At 41.3% G+C, this 20046-nt stretch carries 20 protein-coding genes; 7 read left to right on the top strand and 13 right to left on the bottom strand.

What is annotated here, in order from left to right; translation table 11 throughout:
* The first annotated feature begins 12 nt into the window (after nt 1-12).
* The 3 genes from R3O62_RS13260 (at nt 13) to R3O62_RS13250 (ending at nt 3214) form a co-directional block, all read left to right on the top strand.
* Complete coding sequence (locus tag R3O62_RS13260) at nt 13-1233, top strand: ABC transporter permease (RefSeq protein ID WP_005776673.1); 1221 nt, start codon at nt 13-15, stop codon at nt 1231-1233.
* Between the two features lie 227 nt (nt 1234-1460).
* Nucleotides 1461-2519 carry a sensor histidine kinase gene (locus tag R3O62_RS13255; RefSeq protein WP_005776672.1) on the top strand — a complete coding sequence of 353 codons (1059 nt, stop codon included), beginning with the start codon at nt 1461-1463 and terminating at the stop codon, nt 2517-2519.
* Nucleotides 2516-3214 carry a LytR/AlgR family response regulator transcription factor gene (locus tag R3O62_RS13250; RefSeq protein WP_005776671.1) on the top strand — a complete coding sequence of 233 codons (699 nt, stop codon included), beginning with the start codon at nt 2516-2518 and terminating at the stop codon, nt 3212-3214. Before R3O62_RS13255 ends, R3O62_RS13250 begins: the two co-directional genes overlap by 4 nt.
* 229 nt (nt 3215-3443) lie before the next feature.
* Here R3O62_RS13250 and R3O62_RS13245 read toward each other — a convergent pair whose 3' ends face one another.
* The 3 genes from R3O62_RS13245 to R3O62_RS13235 form a co-directional block, all read right to left on the bottom strand.
* Complete coding sequence (locus R3O62_RS13245; protein WP_022012965.1) at nt 3444-4598, bottom strand: hypothetical protein; 1155 nt, start codon at nt 4596-4598, stop codon at nt 3444-3446.
* Nucleotides 4599-4791: 193 nt separating this feature from the next.
* Complete coding sequence (locus tag R3O62_RS13240) at nt 4792-5121, bottom strand: hypothetical protein (RefSeq protein WP_005776668.1); 330 nt, start codon at nt 5119-5121, stop codon at nt 4792-4794.
* Between the two features lie 405 nt (nt 5122-5526).
* Nucleotides 5527-6456: a hypothetical protein gene (locus tag R3O62_RS13235; protein ID WP_022012967.1), complete on the bottom strand. Its 930-nt coding sequence runs from the start codon at nt 6454-6456 to the stop codon at nt 5527-5529.
* A gap of 630 nt (nt 6457-7086) precedes the next feature.
* Here R3O62_RS13235 and R3O62_RS13230 point away from each other — a divergent pair.
* From R3O62_RS13230 to uraH, 4 genes are all read left to right on the top strand, one after another.
* Nucleotides 7087-7821, top strand: coding sequence for an outer membrane beta-barrel protein (locus R3O62_RS13230; RefSeq protein WP_050503203.1), 735 nt, complete (start codon nt 7087-7089; stop codon nt 7819-7821).
* An 11-nt stretch (nt 7822-7832) separates the two neighbouring features.
* A complete protein-coding gene (locus R3O62_RS13225) occupies nt 7833-9506 on the top strand; it encodes a S41 family peptidase (RefSeq protein WP_022012969.1) in 1674 nt (557 codons plus the stop codon).
* Between the two features lie 228 nt (nt 9507-9734).
* The gene (locus R3O62_RS13220) at nt 9735-9869 is read left to right on the top strand and encodes a hypothetical protein (protein WP_005819730.1); all 135 of its coding nucleotides are present in this window, start codon (nt 9735-9737) and stop codon (nt 9867-9869) included.
* Between the two features lie 46 nt (nt 9870-9915).
* The gene (uraH, locus tag R3O62_RS13215; RefSeq protein ID WP_032541214.1) at nt 9916-10338 is read left to right on the top strand and encodes a hydroxyisourate hydrolase; all 423 of its coding nucleotides are present in this window, start codon (nt 9916-9918) and stop codon (nt 10336-10338) included.
* Between the two features lie 105 nt (nt 10339-10443).
* Here the strand turns inward: uraH and R3O62_RS13210 are convergent, their stop codons facing one another.
* From R3O62_RS13210 to gnd, 10 genes are all read right to left on the bottom strand, one after another.
* Nucleotides 10444-11253, bottom strand: a complete 810-nt coding sequence (locus R3O62_RS13210) for a TrmH family RNA methyltransferase (protein WP_005819728.1) — start codon at nt 11251-11253, stop codon at nt 10444-10446.
* Nucleotides 11254-11302: 49 nt separating this feature from the next.
* Complete coding sequence (locus R3O62_RS13205) at nt 11303-13366, bottom strand: sugar-binding protein (RefSeq protein ID WP_022012971.1); 2064 nt, start codon at nt 13364-13366, stop codon at nt 11303-11305.
* 198 nt (nt 13367-13564) lie between these two features.
* Entirely contained in the window at nt 13565-14062 is a 498-nt protein-coding gene (locus R3O62_RS13200; RefSeq protein WP_317472860.1) for a hypothetical protein, read from the bottom strand.
* Between the two features lie 71 nt (nt 14063-14133).
* The gene (locus R3O62_RS13195; protein ID WP_005776660.1) at nt 14134-14742 is read right to left on the bottom strand and encodes a hypothetical protein; all 609 of its coding nucleotides are present in this window, start codon (nt 14740-14742) and stop codon (nt 14134-14136) included.
* Between the two features lie 2 nt (nt 14743-14744).
* Nucleotides 14745-14912, bottom strand: coding sequence for a hypothetical protein (locus R3O62_RS13190; RefSeq protein ID WP_005776659.1), 168 nt, complete (start codon nt 14910-14912; stop codon nt 14745-14747).
* 246 nt (nt 14913-15158) lie between these two features.
* Nucleotides 15159-15473 (bottom strand): hypothetical protein, encoded by a 315-nt coding sequence (locus R3O62_RS13185; protein ID WP_005776657.1) that lies wholly within the window; start codon nt 15471-15473, stop codon nt 15159-15161.
* A 243-nt stretch (nt 15474-15716) separates the two neighbouring features.
* The gene (locus R3O62_RS13180; RefSeq protein ID WP_005776656.1) at nt 15717-15941 is read right to left on the bottom strand and encodes a DUF6965 family protein; all 225 of its coding nucleotides are present in this window, start codon (nt 15939-15941) and stop codon (nt 15717-15719) included.
* A 355-nt stretch (nt 15942-16296) separates the two neighbouring features.
* Nucleotides 16297-17013, bottom strand: a complete 717-nt coding sequence (gene pgl / locus R3O62_RS13175) for a 6-phosphogluconolactonase (protein WP_022012975.1) — start codon at nt 17011-17013, stop codon at nt 16297-16299.
* Nucleotides 17010-18506 (bottom strand): glucose-6-phosphate dehydrogenase, encoded by a 1497-nt coding sequence (zwf, locus tag R3O62_RS13170; protein WP_250702609.1) that lies wholly within the window; start codon nt 18504-18506, stop codon nt 17010-17012. The genes pgl and zwf overlap by 4 nt, the downstream gene beginning before the upstream one ends.
* A 14-nt stretch (nt 18507-18520) precedes the next feature.
* Nucleotides 18521-19996, bottom strand: coding sequence for a decarboxylating NADP(+)-dependent phosphogluconate dehydrogenase (gene gnd, locus R3O62_RS13165; protein ID WP_220575409.1), 1476 nt, complete (start codon nt 19994-19996; stop codon nt 18521-18523).
* Nucleotides 19997-20046 lie beyond the last annotated feature (50 nt).

Genomic DNA, 20046 nt, shown 5'->3' with positions numbered 1-20046 from the left:
AACCTTACCATTATGAATGGAACCAATTTATTTAAAATAGCCCTGCGTGCCCTGAACAACAACAAGCTGCGCGCATTCCTTACGATGCTTGGAATCATTATCGGTGTGGCATCTGTCATCACCATGCTCGCCATCGGACAGGGATCAAAGAAAAGCATTCAGGCACAAATCTCCGAAATGGGCTCCAATATGATCATGATCCATCCGGGAGCAGATATGCGCGGAGGAGTCCGTCAGGACCCCAGTGCCATGCAGACACTGAAACTGACCGACTACGAATCATTGCGGGACGAAACCAGTTTTTTAGCTGCCGTCAGCCCGAATGTTTCCAGCTCCGGTCAACTGATAGCCGGTAACAATAACTATCCGTCATCCGTCAGTGGCGTGGGTACGGACTATCTGGAGATACGCCAGCTCTCGGTCGACAACGGCGAGATGTTCAGCGAAGCCGATATCCAGTCCAGCGCCAAGGTGTGCGTGATAGGAAAAACCATTGTAGACAATCTTTTCCCCGGTGGAGAAGACCCCGTGGGACGCATTGTCCGGTTCAATAAAATCCCGTTCCGCGTAGTGGGCGTACTGAAGTCCAAAGGCTACAACTCCATGGGTATGGACCAGGATGACATCGTACTGGCCCCCTACACCACCGTGATGAAGCGCCTGCTGGCACAGACCTATCTGCAAGGCATTTACGCTTCTGCCCTCACCGAGGATATGACGGACAATGCCACGGAAGAAATCACAGAACTCCTCCGCCGCAATCATAAACTCAAGGAAGGGGACGATGATGACTTCACCATCCGCAGCCAGCAGGAACTGAGCAGCATGCTCAACTCCACCACCGACCTGATGACCACCCTGCTTGCCTGCATCGCCGGCATCTCGCTTGTGGTAGGCGGAATCGGAATCATGAACATCATGTACGTCAGCGTCACCGAACGTACCCGGGAAATCGGCCTGCGCATGTCAGTCGGTGCACGGGGAATCGACATCCTGAGCCAATTCCTGATAGAAGCCATCCTGATCAGTATCACCGGCGGCCTTATCGGAGTAATCATCGGGTGTGGTGCCAGCTGGCTCGTGAAAAGCGTTGCCCATTGGCCCATCTTCATCCAGCCCTGGAGTGTATTCCTGTCGTTTGCTGTGTGCACCGTCACCGGGGTCTTCTTCGGATGGTATCCGGCCAAGAAAGCAGCCGACCTCGACCCGATCGAGGCAATCCGATACGAGTAATCTATCACAGAGGACACTGAGAACGTAAAGTAAAAAAAAGTATAAAGAACGACGAAAGCCCGATATTCTATCAGTAAAGCCTATGATGCTGATTGCTTTCATTGCCTATTATATATTCTTTATACATTATATATATAGTAAACTCTGTGTCCTCTGTGGTGATCCCCGTTTATCGTTCATCGTTCAAAACGTCCCAAACGTAAACTAAAATTAGTATCTTTGTCCCCATGAAACAGTCTCTGACATCAGCCCGCCGCCCTCTGGAAATACTGATACATATTATCAGCTGGGGGATCGTGTTTGGTTTCCCTTTCTTCTTTATCGATCGTGCGGGAAACAGCATCAATTGGAGTGCCTATCTGCGCCACTCTGCCGTACCCATCTCCTTTGTCACCGTATTCTATCTGAACTACTTCCTGCTGGTCCCCTTCCTCTTGTTCCGGGAACAGAAGAACAAGTACATCATCTATAACATCCTGCTGGTCTGCATAATCGGCCTCCTGCTGCACATCTGGCAAAGCCTGAATGCCCCGGTACCCCCCATAAAGAAACCTCACATGCCTCCCGGATGGATCTTCTTTGTACGGGACATCCTGAGCCTTATCTTCACCATCGGCCTGAGTGCCGCCATCCGCATGAGCGCCCGCTGGGGAGAAGCCGAAGCCGCCCGCCGCGAAGCGGAAAAAAGCCGCACCGAAGCCGAACTGAAAAACCTGCGCAATCAGCTCAACCCGCACTTCCTGCTCAATACGCTGAACAACATCTACGCACTGATTGCCTTCGACAGCGACAAAGCGCAGCAGGCTGTACAGGAGCTCAGCAAGCTGCTCCGCTATGTGCTTTATGACAACCAGCAGAACTACGTCCCCCTCTGCAAAGAGGTCGACTTTATCCGCAACTACATCGAACTAATGCGTATCCGCCTCTCTGGAAACGTAGAGGTCATTACGCAACTCGACATACAACCGGACAGCCAGACGAAGATCGCCCCGCTGATCTTCATCTCCCTTATTGAGAACGCCTTTAAACACGGCATCTCCCCTACCGAACCGAGCTTCATCCACATCCTTATCTCTGAGAATAAAGAAGAGATCCGGTGTGAAATACGCAACAGCTGCCATCCCAAAACCAATATGGATAAAAGCGGATCGGGCATCGGCCTCGAACAGGTGAGCAAGCGCCTCGAACTGTCTTACCCCGGACGCTACCGATGGGACAAAGCCATCTCTGAAGATGGCAAAGAATATATATCGAAATTATTAATATTTAATCATCCACAGCCGTGAAACTACATTGCGCCATAGTAGACGACGAGCCTCTGGCACTCAGCCTGCTGGAGAGTTACGTCAACAAAACCCCTTTCCTTGAACTGGCAGGAAAGTATTCCAGCGCTGTACAAGCCATGAAAGAACTTCCGGGACATCAGATTGACCTGCTGTTTTTGGATATCCAGATGCCGGAGCTTAACGGCCTGGAATTCTCTAAAATGGTAGATGCCCGTACCCGTATTGTCTTTACCACCGCCTTCGGTCAATACGCCATCGACGGATACCGGGTCAACGCACTGGACTACCTGCTCAAGCCCATCTCGTATGTCGACTTCCTGCAGGCGGCCAACAAGGCATTGCAGTGGTTCGAACTCGTTCAGAAACCCGAGGAAATAGACAGTATTTTCGTGAAGAGCGACTACAAACTGGTACAGGTAGAGCTCAAAAAGATATTGTACATAGAAGGCCTAAAGGACTATATCAAAATCTATACCGAAGATGCTCCCAAGCCCATCCTATCACTTATGAGTATGAAGTCCATGGAAGAGCTGCTCCCTCCCACCCGCTTTATGCGTGTACACCGCTCTTTCATTGTCCAAAAGGACAAAATACGCATCATCGACCGCGGCCGCATCGTATTCGATAAGACCTACATCCCCGTCAGCGATAGCTACAAACAAGCTTTCCAAGCTTTCCTTGACGAACGAAGTTGAAAGGATTTGCAGCTGATTTATCGGTAAAATGTGAGCATTTGTCGATTATTATTTATATATAAACAAAAAAATCTCTATCTTTGTAACAAACAGAACGGAAGTTGTGAAACTTCCAAGAATAGAATAGTTTAGTTAAGTCTAGTTTAGTTTTTGTGTTGAAGGGCTTCTACCTCAGAGGAGGATTTAGAAGCCCTTTCTATTTATACCTTATAATTCTAATAAGAGACATCTACACTTGTTTGAGTCTGAGCGTATTCATCATTCTCTCTATAAATGGTTTTTCGTATGTCAGAGCTTCAAGGAATACATCTGGTAAAATTCCAGGGGTAATTGTATCCAATGTTGCCAATAATGTACTATATTTAGGTCTTAATAGTTCACACCCTTTATTATAGCAGCTATTTACGTATTCTTGCCACTGTCTGACCAACATATGCCCCCGTTGCTCCTCTAAATTCGGGATACTCCAGTTATCTCCACACCCCAAATGAGTAGCAGTAGCAGGCATACCTGAAGCTTCCATAAAAATACTACACGGAATGCACGAACCAATCTTAGAAGTTCCGGAACTCAAAGCAAACTCAACACACATCTCCTGCCTTTTATCCATAGTATTTCCAAATTGCATTATAGCCTGAGTCATCCCATGATTACTTTTGAATAAAAACTTTCCATCTAAAATGTCTAAAGATTCTAAGAGTTCTTTAGTAACAGTATCTGGAGTTTTTTCGCCACTTAAATATCCTGTAGGGATGTAGTGCCTTAATGACTTAAATTGTTCACTTACTTTTTTTATGCACTCTAAAGATTGATTAGTAGTTTTAGCCGCATCTTTGTAAGCAGTACTAATTTTTTCTTGTTCGTAAGTGTCAATTTCTCTATAATGGGGAGAATAGATTTCTAATTTTGAAGCTCCTATAAAAGATATAGTTTTCTCTACTATCTTATATAGCCCTCCTATATATGCTCCACGAAGAGGATTTTGGGCAGCTTTTTGTAATTGATCTACAACAACCTCAAAGTCTTTTGCCCATTGACTAAACTCTTCTACCGTCATTCCACCATGTTTAGCCCCAACAAAAGGCAAGTGAGATGACGGAAGTGCTTCTTTTATATCTACATTACACCCCACATTAGCCAATAGTTTTTGGATTTCCTTATGCTCTTGAACGGTTTTCGCATTTTTATCACTAATTTTTGCATTTTCTATAGCGATCCTCTCTTTTTCTTGCACAGTCATCGTTTTACTTTCTTGAACTAACGATTTTTGTTCATATATAAGCTGCGTCCTTTGTGGTTTTCTTTCAACAATTGATTGGTGAATAAACCCCACTGCAATGGCAGTACATAGAACATCTGCATTGTTTGAATTTAAAATAGCCATAATATTCCTGTTTTTTTAATTAAAGTTAGTGTAAGCTTACGATACAAAAGTATGCAATAGGAAGGTTGGAAGCAATTATAAATTTCTGATAAGGAAAATAACCTTTCGGATGCAAGAGGATTTCTCTTAAATGAGAAAGCCCCGATTCCTAAGAACCAGGGCCATAAAAGTAGAAATTAAGTTGAAAAGCTAACTATTCCTTCACAATCTCACCTTTTTCATTCAAAAGAACAGTGATATCTTCTGTAGATTGATCTTCCTTGGTTACAGTCACAATCACTTTATATACCTTACCGTCTTCTCTTTCCGAAACGAAAGCCTCCTTTATAGAAGCACCTTCATAATCTTTGGCCAATGCATTGATGACAGGAGTAGGAAGTTCCTTTGCGGCAACTTTTGTAAATTCGTCCTGAGGAGTTTGCAGAGTTTGTTCTACTGCTAAAGTGTCACCCGATACGCCGGCAAATGCTACTGAAGTGCCTAATCCCATAATCATTGCTAATGCTACTAATACCTTTTTCATAATCGTAATTTTTTAGTGTGAATAATTAAAACTAACTCTTATACTAAATAAAAGACAAAGGACATGCCAGAATACTAACAGGCCACAAAGCAACTATAAAACAGCAAGTTACATTCAATATAATAAAAAAAAGATTGGGAAATAAATGGGGAATAGACACACACTTTGGGGAATAAATACACAATAAGCTCCGAATCTTTCGATCCGGAGCCTTACACGATTATAAGAGAAACAACGAGAAGAATCGCGTAGTTTTCCGTTTACACAATATTTGGAGATAGCCACTTTGGGTGCCAGAGGTACCGATTTACTATTCAAGTAACATATTTCCATACTACCTCGGATATTTCTTCCTACCCTGTGATCACTTTTCAGAACCCGCCCATAACATTTAAAGCACATCAACTAAAGTACCGGACAAATAAAGAACTCCTTGGTTTTGCTGCTTTGTGCAAGTATATAACATGCTTGATTCTCTTTGAACGAAGTAACCGTATCATAAAACGAATCAAGATTTCCATTATTTAAATCTTTGTCTGTTTTTCTATCTGTAGAAAGTTCCCACATAAACCAACGTCTATCTTTCTCGCTGTGGAAATATGCAATAGGTTTGCCCAAATGCACAAATGCAGTCACACTTGGGTAATAGCGTGCCCAATTGCCACATCTCAATTCTGATTGACCGTTCCATTTTGTAGATAACTCAGAAACAAACCATCGATTGTCTTGTGCACTATGCGCAAACAAATAACTACGTCCATTTTCGACAAAAGGTATCAAAACCTTGTAAAAACGTGCCCAACGCCCTTCTTTAATCCTGTTCTTTCCATCCCAATTAGTGGACAACTCAGTCATAAACCAACTCTTATCCGAACTGCTATGAGCAAAAATATAATTTTTACCGTTTTCATTAAAGGGGATCATAACATCATAGTCTTTGCCGAATCCCTGGCCATTTTTTATTTCTTTCTGTCCATCCCATTTAGTAGATAACTCAGAAATAAACCACCGATTTCCTCTGTTACTATAACAGAATATGTAATTTTTTCCATTCTCAACAAACGGAACCTGAGAATTATAATACCAATGCCATTTATCATCGATAAAAACCTGACCTTCTCCCTCTGACGTCAGAGATGACAACTTAATCTTATTTCCATCAGCACTATGAGAAAAAAGAAAATTCTGACCATTCTCCTCAAATCTCACCATTGGTGAAAAGAAATAACTCCAATTTCCTCTCTTCATACCTTTCACATTAAGCAGGTTGCCCGCTTTTCCGTTACCCGCAATATTTCCTATGTTGAAACCTGCTGTATCCATCTTTTCATTCATAACCCTAAAAATATTATTCTACTCTATCAAAGGCTTTTCGAAACCCGCCTATACATTTTAACTATTTCTGCAAGCTTACGATACAAAAATATGGGATAAAAAGAGCGGAAACAATTATGAATTTCTGATGAGCATATTGGCCTTCCGAAAACCGGGAGATTTCTTTTAAATCGAAGAGAAAAAAACGAAATAGCATCAGTCAGATGGATACCGGAAAGGTAATATTACCAATATCATCTAACATATTTGTGGTATTTTTCATATAAATTTAAAAAAAAAGCAATGAAATGTGTTTGTTTTCCGGCATAGAATAATAGTTTTGTAAAATATAGAAGTACCTATTTTAATCAAAACCTGAATATATATGAAGAAATTTAAAGTTTATAGAGATAATCAGATGTAGGCGAATTCTTTCCACAAGAAGAATTCGCCAAGTGATATTTCAATCATAAGATACCTGAATATGATTGAGCATGCTATGGATCTGAGTAGCATAAAATCCCATTGATGATACAGTTCCGTTGCACGTTTCTCGTGACAGCATTAATACACAGTCGATACCTGTTCGTATTATACCTAATTTAATCCACCATAATTTACTTATTCGAACCACAACATCCGTTTGGTTCTTTGTTTAATTTAAACATTAATTTTATGAAAAAACAAGTAGCAATTTTCATTCTGTTAGGAATTATAACAATTCCTTCATCTGTAAAAGCACAGAAATTAAAAGTTAGTTTGGATGTCGGTATCTCCAAGAGTATTTTAAGTAGCGACGTTTCCAATCTGGTCAATACACGTTACAATACCCAAACAGGGGTTGCAACCGGTGTAAATCTTGAATATAACTTCTTTAAAGACTTTATTGTGGGAACAGGTCTGGGATTCATACAAAGAAACTATGAATATAAAAAGACGGATAATATTACGGGAACGCATACACTGTATAAAAACAACTTTATGAATGTACCGCTGAATGTAGGGTTATATATTTTCAATAACCCTTATAAAGAGAATGGTGTATGGCTCAAAATTCAAGGCGGTGTTTACTATGAATACTTTACAAGAATGCACCGGAAAGGAGAATACCCGATCTTTGCACAATTACAGAAAGACGGTTCCTATATCAGAGCTCAAGTGAATGAAACGTATGATTTCAAGCGAAATGAAAATAACTTGAAAAGAAACCTGTTCGGGATAGAGGGCACAGGAGAAATCGGTTATTCTTTTAAGAAGATCGATGTTTTTGCTTCATATACCTATCAGTATGGTCTAACCGACATATACAAAGCAAAAACTTCTTCGAATCGTAAATCGAGAAGAATCTCAAACATAATATCATTGGGCGTCGCCTATAAATTCTAAAACTATAGATTATGAAAACTAAAAAATATAATTGGACATTACGTCACTTCTTTCTTTTATTTCTTGTGCTCTTTATTTCTGGAAGTTGCGTTGAAGACGTTACAGAATCAACCAAAGAACCAACACGGTATACAGCAAGTGATATAAAATCATATTCTGACCTGTTCGATGTGTTTTGGAATACAATGAACCAGAAATACAATTATTTTTACGAACAGAGTAGTTTGAACTGGGAAGCGATATATAAAGAATATACTCCAAAGTTCAAAGAATTAAAAACGTTTAACAGGGATAAACAGTATACCAAAGCTGAAATATCAGATGATTGTAACAAAGCAATAGAATACTTTACAGAAATCATTGATCCTATCATAGACCGGCATTTCTATGTAAAAATAGCACTTCCCGTGTCACATAGTTATTTCAAAAGCACCATTTTTTATGGTGGAATGAAGAGTAAAGACAAGATATATGCTTATCCTTTTGATCTAAAGTATGAATATATGAAATCTAAGATACAACCTGACACAGGAGTATTCGGACATAAAAATGATATGTTAGGTGGCTTCTTATCAGACAATCCCGACATATACTATTTCGGTTTTAAGTCGTTTACAATAAGTAATGATTATATAGTTTCTTTTGGTGATGAATACTTGGTTATAGATGATAAAAGCCCGTATTATTTAACAGGAAAAGAGATAAGAGATACCATTGAAGCGAAAATAAAAGACCCTGCTGTAAAAAGTGTCCTGATTGAGAAGTCTATAGAGTATATAGATAAGTTTAACTCTTTTATGATGTCCGAGATCGCGCAAGATGCAATAAAAAAAATAGAGAACTTTAAGCAATCTGAAACTATAGACGAGAGTTTTGTCGAGGCATTACTCAAAGCCAAAAAGAATGCACCCAATATAAATTTAGAGCTATTACAGCTAAGCGGTCTGGAAGAGTTTAAACTAAATCCGAATTATACCAAGTGGTTTAAACAACGCTCGACCGAGCATTTACAATTAGCATGTGAGTATACAATTTTTCTCTCGGATATAGATAATGTTATCAACAATCAATATAAGATAGATTTCTATAAAAATTTCCTGGTACCCCTCAAAAACGGGGATATAAAAAAGATAATACTGGATCTTAGAGGAAACGGTGGCGGTATGGTTCTTGATGCAAGAACATTTACAGATCGCTTTATCACCAAAGACGCCATCTTTGGCTACCAGAGGTTCAAAGAAGACAATAATCCATTCAGTTATACCCCATGGACACCCTGCATGACAAAGCCAACAGACATTGGGATAAAAAAAGAAATACCGGTAGTTATTCTCTTAGACAAGAACAGTGCAAGTATGTCTGAAATCAGTACCCTAATGCTAAAAAGCCAGGGGAAACATGTCACTGTCGTAGGACATTATAGTGCCGGTGCAACTGCCGGATTAGGAGATTCGGATCAGTTTAACGGAGGGCTGAGAGGTAAAGTCGGTGATTACTTAGAGTTTTATATGCCTTTACTTGCAATGCAGGATGCAACTCATACTGTAATAGAAGGGATCGGGATTAAACCGGACTTCCTAATGGAACCACTAACCGAAGAAGAAATTTATGAAATGGCCCTTTCACCTTATACCCATATTGATCGCACGTTAAAACAGGCTGTAGAAATATTAACCAACAATTAACAGCCCTTTTACGATTAAGACCGGAGAGAGCCGGGAATCGACTAAAAATTAATTGCCGCATTGATGTTCCGGTCATGATGTGCCCTGTATTCAGTGTACATTCATTGACGGGATATCAAGCGGCATCCCTCCCGGCATAGCAAATTTGAGAATGTAAATCGAATCCAGTTGATTTCATCCTTCTCTTTTTAAACTATATTTGTGACCCAATAATAAAAAAATGAATATATGCTTATATTAAGAACTATTTTAGTCTTCATACTTGCCGGCATTTGTGAAATTGGTGGCGGATATCTGGTATGGTTATCGGTTAAAGAGGGTAAGTCGGTATGGAGATCCATCTTTGATCCAAACCAAACATAAATTCAATTTATTTGTTAATTATATAATCATAATAACGAAAACAGATATGACGCAACTAATCAAGAAATTCTCGGTAATTATTATTTTATTCCTCCTGCCCTTCTCTATCTATGCCCAAACAGAAAGCCATCAGCTAAGTACACACATACTTGATATTAGTAAAGGAGAACCGGCACAAGGAGTTGACATCACCCTCTATAAATTAAATCCTTCCACCCCAAGCCAATGGAAACAGATTGCAATCGGCAAGACTGATGTAAATGGAAGAATCTCCAATTTTTTACCAAGCATAGAGGATAATACAGGTATATATATGCTTAAATTTTATACAGAGCCTTATTTCCTGAAACAAGGCTTAAAATCAATCTATCCGTTTGTCGAAGTTATATTTAGAATTGAAGGCAAAAAGCATTATCATATTCCCATTACTATGTCAGCCAACGGGTATTCTACATACAGAGGGAATTAATATATTCCTTATTACAATTTATAAAGTAAGGCAGCCTTATGAGGCTGCCTTACTCGTTATCTTTCATTTCTGTTCTTCTACATTATACATTACTCTTTGTATTCACTAATACTCTTTCTCAGCACGAAGTTGCCAGAAAGCGATGGCAGACGCAGCAGCCACATTGAGCGAATCGACCCCATGTGACATAGGGATGCGAACGACATAGTCCGCTTCGGCAATCCTCTCATGCGAGAGCCCGTCTCCCTCGGTACCCATCACAATAGCCAACTTGGGTTCGGTTGTCAGCACAGGATCATCGATGGAAATAGAATTATCCGTAAGCGCCATGGCAACCGTACGGAAGCCCCACCGAGCCAGATCACTGAGAGGACCATCCAGCCAAGTCCATGGTACAAGGAAGACCGCCCCCATAGACACCCGGATCGCACGTCGGTTTAATGGACTACAAGAGTTGCGCGTAAGCAATACCGCATCTATTCCGAGAGCGGCCGCCGAACGGAAGATGGCACCGATATTGGTAGTATCCACCACCCCGTCTATGATCACGATGCGCCTGGCTCTCCGGCATACTTCCTCCATACTTCGCAGAACCGGAAGACGCATGGCACAAAGTACACCACGTGTCAAAACGTATCCGGTCAGCGTAGCAAGCAGTTCTCTGTCACCTGTATAGACGGGTATATCACCACAGCGTTCAATGATATTCGCAGCATCCCCCGTGATATGTTTTTGCTCACACAAAATTGCTAAAGGTTCATAGCCTGCATCCAAAGCCACTTTAATGACTTTGGGACTTTCCGCTATAAACAACCCCTTTTCAGGCTCGAGGCGATTACGCAACTGAGCTTCGGTAAGGGTACTGAATATCTCTACTCCGGGATGGGACAAGGATGATATTTCGATAATAGGCATATTGTTATCCTTTATAACATTTGATTAAAGCATTCATATTTCACAGGCTTTATTCCGTTTTTAATCCCTTCTTATCCAGATAAGCTTTAAATTTATGAAGATATTCGTCCGATGGTCCGTCAAAGAAAGAGACACCGGACGCACCATTATCAAACGCCTCATCCAATGCTTTCTCAAAATCATTTTTTATATCAGGAAACATCAATCCTGCATACACTTTCGCACGTCCGTCAACCGTCTTCACACTCTCTTGAACCGAACGTCCGATCCACTCCGGCCCTTCGTAATAAAAGCCGTTATAGATCATCGGGAAATAAGCATCCAGTGTCCAATTTCCCCAATCCTGACGTACCATCTTCTTGGCCATAGAAGGTCCCGGGAATACTGCGGCAGAAATTGCTTTTCCGTCAGCTTTCACCGCTTCAGTAATCCGGTCTACAACACGGGTAATGGCATCCAAACGAAAATTGATCCATGACTGATCTTCCATCGGATACTTCAATTCCAACGGATCACGTCCCGTCTGCGCCTTAAACTTGGCACGACAAACCTCACAATAGCAATAATCATATTCAGGATGTTCACTCGTCTGTTCTATGCCATAATTTTTCCACAAACTGACAGGCAGAACCACATCCGGAAAACGAACATAATCCAGATGTACCCCATCTACATAAGGCAAATGAGCTATTTTCACATAATCATCCGCCAGGTATTGCGCCACTCCTTCATGGTTAGGACAGAGAAAACGGTAATAATCCACATAAGCAGGTTTATCATGCGTAGATTCCCCCTTGCGGTTCACCGCAAACCAATCGGGATGCACGTTCAGCAGTTCCGCACGATTCATTGTCCATTTCCAGAAATGGGCCTCAAGACCGGCTTCTTTACACATGCGATATAGATTTTCATCATACCCTTCAAACATCACCCCACTGATTCCGCACTCCTTAAGCAAAGCAAACCACTGACGGTAATCTGCTTCACTTTTATTCTTATTTATACGTGTCCATACCCAGTTCTTCACCTGACGCGGAGCAATCTTCTCTGTCCAGAAACGTCCTTCATTATTAATAACGTAACGCTTGTTTTCACCCGGAACAGTAATAGCTATCTGGTATGTATTCCGGGTAGCCTCAACTGAGATTTGCGCACCCTGCGGGAGTCCTTTCAACTCCGCATCCGTCAGGAAAAAATCTTTTTCCGTACGTAAATAGTTTTTCTCTTTTGCATATCTCTCCTGCTGTGCATAGAACATAGCCCAAAGCAGTTTATACACAGCAGTATTATACGGTAGCGCAACAGTACGTTCGGGCGCTCCTACTGCCTCGTCAGCGAAAAACAAATATCCCCAACGATCCGGCATGTGCATATCCACCTTTCCCGTAGGTGTCCAAACCCAATTTTCTTCAGGCCCTCCGGCTTTCAACCACTGTACCCGTGAGAAGTTAATTCGCCAGCAATTGCCTGCTTTCAACGGGTTGTTAAAATTCATAGTCAATGCCTTATGAGGAATAGCCATCTCCACACTCCAATATTTATCTTTGTCTTTCGATTTATTCAACGTACCTTCACGATGAATAGCCAACTTTAATCCCGGACAATCCCATTGCACCATAAAGTTGCCTCCCGACCGATAAGGCTTGTCCAGCATCAAATCGAATATAACACCCCGGGCATTGGTCTCTATTTCAAAATAGTTGTGTCCATCCCAATCAGGATCTATAAAAACCTCAAAATCATTATCATAATAAATAATGGTATCCCGCTGAGTAAGACGTGCCTTGATGTCGTCTTCCTGTAAAATTGCCCCGACATACAAATATTCATCATCCCACAACATCTTAGCTGTAGTTTCATATTTGGGCGTAGGGAATCCTTCGCCACTGATATCTACAAACGGAGCTGTCGATTTTGCCTTCTGCCATGAAACTTCATCCAGTTTACCATCTATTTTCAGTTTACCGTCCACACGATAACACACGTATGAACGAGGTTCCGTCAGGAAACGATCGTATTTCTGAAAAATGCTCTGTGCCCCGGACGGCAAACTAAAAAGAGAAAAAAAGAGAAACAGCTTCACTGCCAGGCAATCTAAATGTATTTGCTTCATTATTGATTAGTTTTAGTTACAGCTTCAAAGATATGAATTATTCTGAAACCCGTAAATAATACCACCCATAATTATAACTTCCATAAAGTAGATATGACTTTTTTATTTACTTTTTTGATAAATCCGAAAAAACGGGCAGTGAACAAATGCCTCCATTTATTCACTGCCCGTATAATCCATGACTTGTCGCTGTCTTCCTTATCTCAGACCTGGAATTTTAGATAAATTCTTAGTCATTTCTTCTAATTTTGAATTAACTACGTTCCAGTCATTCACTAACACAGTAAGTATTGATTCTGAGAATTCTCCTATGCAGCAAGCTCTGCCGGAAGTTCCCTCACAATTACACCACATAGCTCTGATCGTAATATCTTCTTCCAACGAAGTGACATCAACCATTGCCTGTAAAGTAATGGGAACACGTTGTCCATCCATTGCCACAGAATACAATCCCCGTGCTACAATTTTATTATTAACTTTAATAGCAAACCATGCTCCGTCACCGGCTTTCTCACACCAAGTATCCAAAACGGTAAGCGTAATAAGCAACTGATTCCCCTTACAAGCTTTAATAGAAATTGGGGCCATTTCCTTTATTTCCTGAAAACAAGAGTCATCATTATTATTGTAGTAATGACCTTGAATTTTAGCAACAGAACCATTGTTTCTCTTTTTAGACGACATACATACTTTCATATTATAATACCCTTAAGCTTTTCCTACTCTATTCAAGGCTTTTCGGAATCCGCCTATAAAACACGGCAAAATCACTGAAAAGGATTCAACACAATGTTTAAGCCAGAATATTCATAAGGAGGTTTTCCCACTGATTCAGGATCGTAATACATATTTTCTCCACTCGCGACTTTTATATCGCCAATAGCAATCCAATGCATTCCTCCTTCCACCAATGCCAGAGAGTTCATGATAGAAAAATTAGTAACATTTTCAACAACTGGTATTCCCGAAGAGACTATCAGAGATATCTCTTCCCCTATCAAATCATCAACATTAAATTGTTCTAAACCTATATTATTTATTACGGATACCAGATTCTCTTTCAACTTTGACTCATTATAACTGACTCTCGGATTCAATCCCATATTTTTTGCATACATAGAGACCGAGGAAGGCAGAGAGTATGTACCTTCAATATTCCGATCATGCAAATATCGAGTTATCCTATCAATAAAACATTTCCTGTTCTTATCGAGAGTTGCACGCTGTATGGCCTGAATCTGATCATAAATACTTTTACCATACGGTTTATCCGGAGTCAGTGACGAATCGAACAAATTAATCATGGCCGCCAAAGCATACCCGCCGCAATAAGCATTTTCTAAGCGATCCTGATAGTTTATATATCGAATTCCCATATTCAACCCCAATATGCATTCAATTCATCATCTATTGAAAGCGCTTCTACCATTCTTTGATTTTTTCCATTGCTACCACACTTACCTAATACAACAAACCAATCAGGTAGCGCCGTAATCATACCTTCTGTCAAAAAATTCCCTACTAACTTACCATTGATTTTCATCATAATACCCTTTTTACTCTTACTCTTTCTATCAGGCTTTTCAGAATCCGCCTATAAATCTCCTGTCTCTTGTAAGCTTACAGTACAAAAGTATGAAAGAGAAAAGGCGGAAACAATTATAAATTTCAAACCATTCTATTTACCTCTCAAATACAGAATCATTTCTCTTGAACAAAAAAATAGCCCCGGTTCTTTCGAACCGAGGCTTAACATAAATTCAGTTGTGTGCTTTCTTCAAAGATTGGGAAACTATCTATTCAGTATATTCCCTCTTTCATTCAAGAACACTGCCTGTTCATGAAAATCGCTCGATAATATAATCACTTTGTAGAGTTTACCTTCCGAACGACTATAGGCTATAAAAGCCTCTTTAATCAGTGCTCCCTCACAGGATAACTCATCAATCACTGCCTCAGGAAGATTATTAACCTCGATTGGCGTAAAATCTTCCCGTGAATCCCTCTGTTCCACTTTCGCAGATTTTTTCTTTAGAGGTTCATCTGCTTTTACTACTGAAAATCCCAATCCCATTACTATTACCAATGCTACTAATACCTTTTTCATAATTCTTGAAAACTTAATTGTTCTAGATCTACTAACTATAACTAAACATCTGAATATTATAATGCAATACACATGCCAGACATATGCCAATCCAGATCGACAACTCATTTTCAAGTAATTATATAAAAACAGCTTTCATTGGAATAGTGGAATATAAAGGAGTATTCCACATTTATTGTGGAAAAATTCCACAGAATCGCAAATTGATTACATACTTTTAAGTCACTTACTCATATCCGGAAGTCACTTCTCTTCCAGCTTCTCCTTGATACGATACAGGCGAGTAATAGCAGGATTGTAAAAAGCATCCGGATAGTGAGCTCTGATGCAGGATAAATCAGATTCCACACAAAGCTTCACATCAAAAATACGCTCTGCCTTACTCAGTTCCAGTTCTTGAGGCAGCTGTGCAGCTTGCGCCCATTCCATTAATTCTTTCACACTCTGTTCGTCAAACTTATATTCCATATTACTCTTGTTTTTCCGCAAATTTACAACTTAAAGAGCATAAAACAAAACACACTCCTCCTTTCCGCCCGGCTCAATCCCTACTTATAGTGATAACCCTCTTCACAATACCTAAATCGAGTGATTGCCCCAAAGCAAAAAACCACCTATCTTTGCCATACATTAATTAGTCATAATTATTACGTAAGTCACATTTAAGTGAGATAAGCCAATCCGGCCGAAGTGATTCTCCCGGATTCCATTTTGTTGAGTTGTTATTTTAATTATCATACTGTTTAATTGTTGTATGTAAATAACGTATTCAAAAATAGAACAAAAACCGTCCGGCCTGTGAAGGTCGGACGGTTTTTGTTTTTTATCTGCGGATAATCTTTTCCGCCGCCGCGTTATCCATGAACAGCTCCACATTGTCAGCATGATGGGCTATGTAAGCAGCCGGACCCGTATCTCCCGAATAAAAGATGTCTTCTACAACCGGCCCCTTCACTCTTCCCGTTATCAGGAAGATGATTCTACGCGCATTCAAAATCGGCATTCCTGTCAGAGCTATCCTCTTTTGCCCGTTATTCGGATTAAAATTCGCCTCATATATATGATCTGTCGAAAGCAGTTCTTCTTGCCCCGGAAAAATAGACGATGTATGCCCGTCATTACCTGCTCCCAACAATATTACATCAAACACCGGAAAACCGTTCTCCACCGGCACCTCCTTCATTACCAGTTTCGAATAGCGGGCAGCCTCTTTCTTTGGATTATTCTCTCCCTGGATACGAAACACATTCTCGTACGGAATAGGTACGATACTCAGCAGCAACGACCTCATCATCCCATAATTACTATCCGAATTCTCAGGAGGCACACAACGCTCGTCGACCCAAAACACTTTCAATCGTTCCCAAGGAGTGATATCCGTATATTCATTCGCCCATAAGTCAAACATCAGTGCCGGAGTGCTTCCGCCACTGAATGCAATGCAGAAGGTTCTGTCCGGTTCATCTAACATCAGTTTCACCAAATGTAATATCAGTGCGCGTGCCGTCTCTATGGACGAAGGGAAAATATAGGGTTTCATAATTCGCAGTATTGATCTGTGTTTGTTAAATTCTTACATGGATTGGTCCAGTCGGCACCATGTTCATGCATCATAGCTTCACTTTCCAAAGGTCCCCAAGTTCCTGCCGGATAGCCGTATAGCGGTGCCTCGGGATGTTCATTCCAATAACGCAAAATAGGGTCAAAGAAATGCCAGGATGCTTCTACGGCATCACTTCGTGTAAAGAGGGTCTGATCACCCAGAATACAGTCTTCTATCAGGCGGGCATAAGCATCTCCTCCGGGTACCCCTCCCAACTGATCATAACTGAAATCCATTGTAACCTGTTTGACCTCAAATCCCGGTCCCGGCACTTTCATACCAAATTTCAATACAATACCTTCATTGGGCTGCAAGCGAAGAATCAGTTTATTTGCCCTCGGACAATTACCACCCGCACAATGGAACATCTGATGCGGAGTTTCACGGAAGTGTACGACAATCTCCGTCACTTTCGTCGGCATTTGTTTGCCTGTCCGGATATAGAAAGGCACTCCGCTCCACCTCCAGTTACTGATCCCCAGTTTCATGGCGATATAAGTTTCGGTGCGCGAGTCCGGTGCTATATTCTTCTCTTCCCGGTACCCTCTTTTGTTTCCTCCGGCTGTATATTGTCCCCGGACAATGTGTTCGTTCAGATCCGTTTCAGTCAAAGGAGTCAGAGACTCGTATACTTTCACCACTTCATTACGGAAGTTATCTGCATTGAACACAGCGGGAGGCTCCATGGCAGTAAGTGCCACCAACTGGATCAGATGATTCTGCACCATATCCCGAAGAGCACCCGTAGTATCATAAAAACCGCCGCGTTGCTCGATTCCGAGATTTTCCACGGCGGTTACTTCCACATAATCTATATAGTTACGGTTCCATAAAGGTTCGAAAATACCATTTGCAAAACGAAAAGCCAACAAATTCTGAGCAGTTTCTTTACCTAAGAAATGATCGATTCGGTAAATCTGATGTTCATCAAATACGGAAGCATAAATTCGATTCAGTTTCTCGGCCGACTCCAGATCATACCCAAAAGGCTTTTCAACAATAATCCGCGCACGACCTTCATTCAGATGTACTGATTTCAGATGCAACGGAATCACGCCATACAATGATGGAGGTGTAGCCAGGTAAAACAACAAATCGTCCGGCCGGCTATCCCCGCTCAGTTCTTCAATTCGCAGCCGAAGTTGTCCGTATCCGCTTTCCAGTGCCGGGTCTATTGCCAGATAGTGAAGATGTCCAACGAAAGCGTCCATCTTCTCCTTATTCTGCTCTTCCGACTTCACAAATTTCTCCATCTCACTATAAATGTAAGTCCGATAGTCCGCATCCTCATAAACCGTACGTCCCACCCCGAGAATCTCAAATTCCTTCGGAAGACGCTTGGCTACATACAACGAATACAATGCCGGCATCAACTTACGCTTCGTCAAGTCACCCGAAGCACCAAAGATAGTCATTACAAATTTATTCATATTTCTTTTTTTGCTTATACATTATACGTACCCGACTTTGTATCTCCTCCATATCCAGTCCAGTTTTCATGGAAAAAGACTCCTCGTAACTCATCTTTCCGCTCAAATGTATGAGCACCGAAATAATCGCGCTGTGCCTGTATCAGATTGGCCGGAAGGTCAGCCGACACTAACGAATAGAAATAATTCAAAGCTGAGGAGAAAGCCGGAACAGGTAGTTCTTCACGCATAGCCTGCGCCACCAGATTCTTCCATCCGGACAACAATCCTTTGATTTCTTGCTCAAAATATGGAGCCAGCAGCAAATGTTCCGGTTTTTCTTTTGCCTCAAATGCAGCAGCAATATCATTCAGGAAAATACTACGAATAATGCATCCACCTCTCCACATCCGTGCAATCGAAGCCAAATCAAGATTCCATCCAAATGCATCGGAAGCACGCTGCAATACCGCAAATCCTTGTGCATACGAAACCAGTTTCGAAGCATACAACGCCGCAAATATTTCTTTTTCCGTATCCTGTTTATTATATACAGCCATCGAATGCTCACATTGGTACTGACGGGCAGCCGTCTCACGGAGTTCCTTCTGTGCCGACAGGCTACGTTCAAAAACAGCCGTAGCAATCAATCCCAATGGCATACCTAATTCCATGGCGTTGATCACCGACCATTTGCCTGTCCCCTTCTGTCCGGCAGCATCCAGAATTTTATCGATCAGATAGGCTCCTGTATTATCTTTATGACGGAGTATATTGCCTGTGATTTCTATCAGATAACTCCGCAACTTACCTTCATTCCAACGGGCAAACACAGACGCCATTTCTTCATTAGGCATATCCAATAATTTCTTCATCACCCAATAAGCTTCAGCAATCAACTGCATATCACCATACTCTATTCCGTTATGGATCATCTTCACAAAGTGTCCCGACCCGGCAGGTCCCACCCACTGGCAGCACGGACTTCCATCGGGAGCTTTGGCAGCAATACTCTGCAAAATAGGTTTTACCTCCTCCCATGCCTTTTCCGAACCGCCCGGCATAATAGAAGCTCCATTCAAAGCCCCCTCTTCTCCGCCCGACACACCGGCACCGACGAACAGAAATCCCTTCGACTCTGCCAGTTTCACTCTGCGGTTCGTATCTTCATAATTTGAGTTACCTCCGTCAATCAATATATCACCCGGAGAAAGGTATGGGAAAAGTTGCTCCATCAATTCGTCCACCGGACTACCGGCACGCACCATCATCATAATCTTACGAGGTACAGCAATTGAATTCACAAAATCTTTTATGTCCGTAAACCCCTCTATATGCTTATCTTTAGCCCTTCCATTCATAAAACGTTCCACCACGCCTTCTTCCACACCGGGCACCGTACGATTATACACCGATACGCTCCATCCTCTACTTTCCATGTTCAAGGCTAAATTTTCTCCCATTACAGCTAAACCAATCAGGCCTATATCTGTTTTATTCTGAGTTGCCATAATTGTAATATTTATCTAAATCAGTTGATATTTTGTTCTATTTCTTATTA

Origin of the sequence: Bacteroides hominis, from assembly GCF_033042785.2 — a bacterium.
GTDB lineage: Bacteria > Bacteroidota > Bacteroidia > Bacteroidales > Bacteroidaceae > Bacteroides > Bacteroides hominis.
Note: the sequence above shows the minus strand (reverse complement) of the source record. Positions and strands in the feature narration are given on the sequence as shown.

Coding starts and splice junctions, on each gene's coding strand:
- zwf (WP_250702609.1), bottom strand. CDS start 18,506: ATGAATAAATTTGTAATGACTATCTTTGGTGCTTCGGGTGACTTGACG.
- pgl (WP_022012975.1), bottom strand. CDS start 17,013: ATGAAACCCTATATTTTCCCTTCGTCCATAGAGACGGCACGCGCACTG.
- R3O62_RS13190 (WP_005776659.1), bottom strand. CDS start 14,912: ATGATGAAAATCAATGGTAAGTTAGTAGGGAATTTTTTGACAGAAGGT.
- R3O62_RS13220 (WP_005819730.1), top strand. CDS start 9,735: ATGCTTATATTAAGAACTATTTTAGTCTTCATACTTGCCGGCATTTGT.
- R3O62_RS13240 (WP_005776668.1), bottom strand. CDS start 5,121: ATGAAAAAGGTATTAGTAGCATTAGCAATGATTATGGGATTAGGCACT.
- R3O62_RS13260 (WP_005776673.1), top strand. CDS start 13: ATGAATGGAACCAATTTATTTAAAATAGCCCTGCGTGCCCTGAACAAC.
- R3O62_RS13180 (WP_005776656.1), bottom strand. CDS start 15,941: ATGGAATATAAGTTTGACGAACAGAGTGTGAAAGAATTAATGGAATGG.
- gnd (WP_220575409.1), bottom strand. CDS start 19,996: ATGGCAACTCAGAATAAAACAGATATAGGCCTGATTGGTTTAGCTGTA.
- uraH (WP_032541214.1), top strand. CDS start 9,916: ATGACGCAACTAATCAAGAAATTCTCGGTAATTATTATTTTATTCCTC.
- R3O62_RS13235 (WP_022012967.1), bottom strand. CDS start 6,456: ATGAATGAAAAGATGGATACAGCAGGTTTCAACATAGGAAATATTGCG.
- R3O62_RS13185 (WP_005776657.1), bottom strand. CDS start 15,473: ATGAAAAAGGTATTAGTAGCATTGGTAATAGTAATGGGATTGGGATTT.
- R3O62_RS13210 (WP_005819728.1), bottom strand. CDS start 11,253: ATGCCTATTATCGAAATATCATCCTTGTCCCATCCCGGAGTAGAGATA.
- R3O62_RS13205 (WP_022012971.1), bottom strand. CDS start 13,366: ATGAAGCAAATACATTTAGATTGCCTGGCAGTGAAGCTGTTTCTCTTT.
- R3O62_RS13225 (WP_022012969.1), top strand. CDS start 7,833: ATGAAAACTAAAAAATATAATTGGACATTACGTCACTTCTTTCTTTTA.
- R3O62_RS13245 (WP_022012965.1), bottom strand. CDS start 4,598: ATGGCTATTTTAAATTCAAACAATGCAGATGTTCTATGTACTGCCATT.
- R3O62_RS13195 (WP_005776660.1), bottom strand. CDS start 14,742: ATGGGAATTCGATATATAAACTATCAGGATCGCTTAGAAAATGCTTAT.
- R3O62_RS13200 (WP_317472860.1), bottom strand. CDS start 14,062: ATGAAAGTATGTATGTCGTCTAAAAAGAGAAACAATGGTTCTGTTGCT.
- R3O62_RS13255 (WP_005776672.1), top strand. CDS start 1,461: ATGAAACAGTCTCTGACATCAGCCCGCCGCCCTCTGGAAATACTGATA.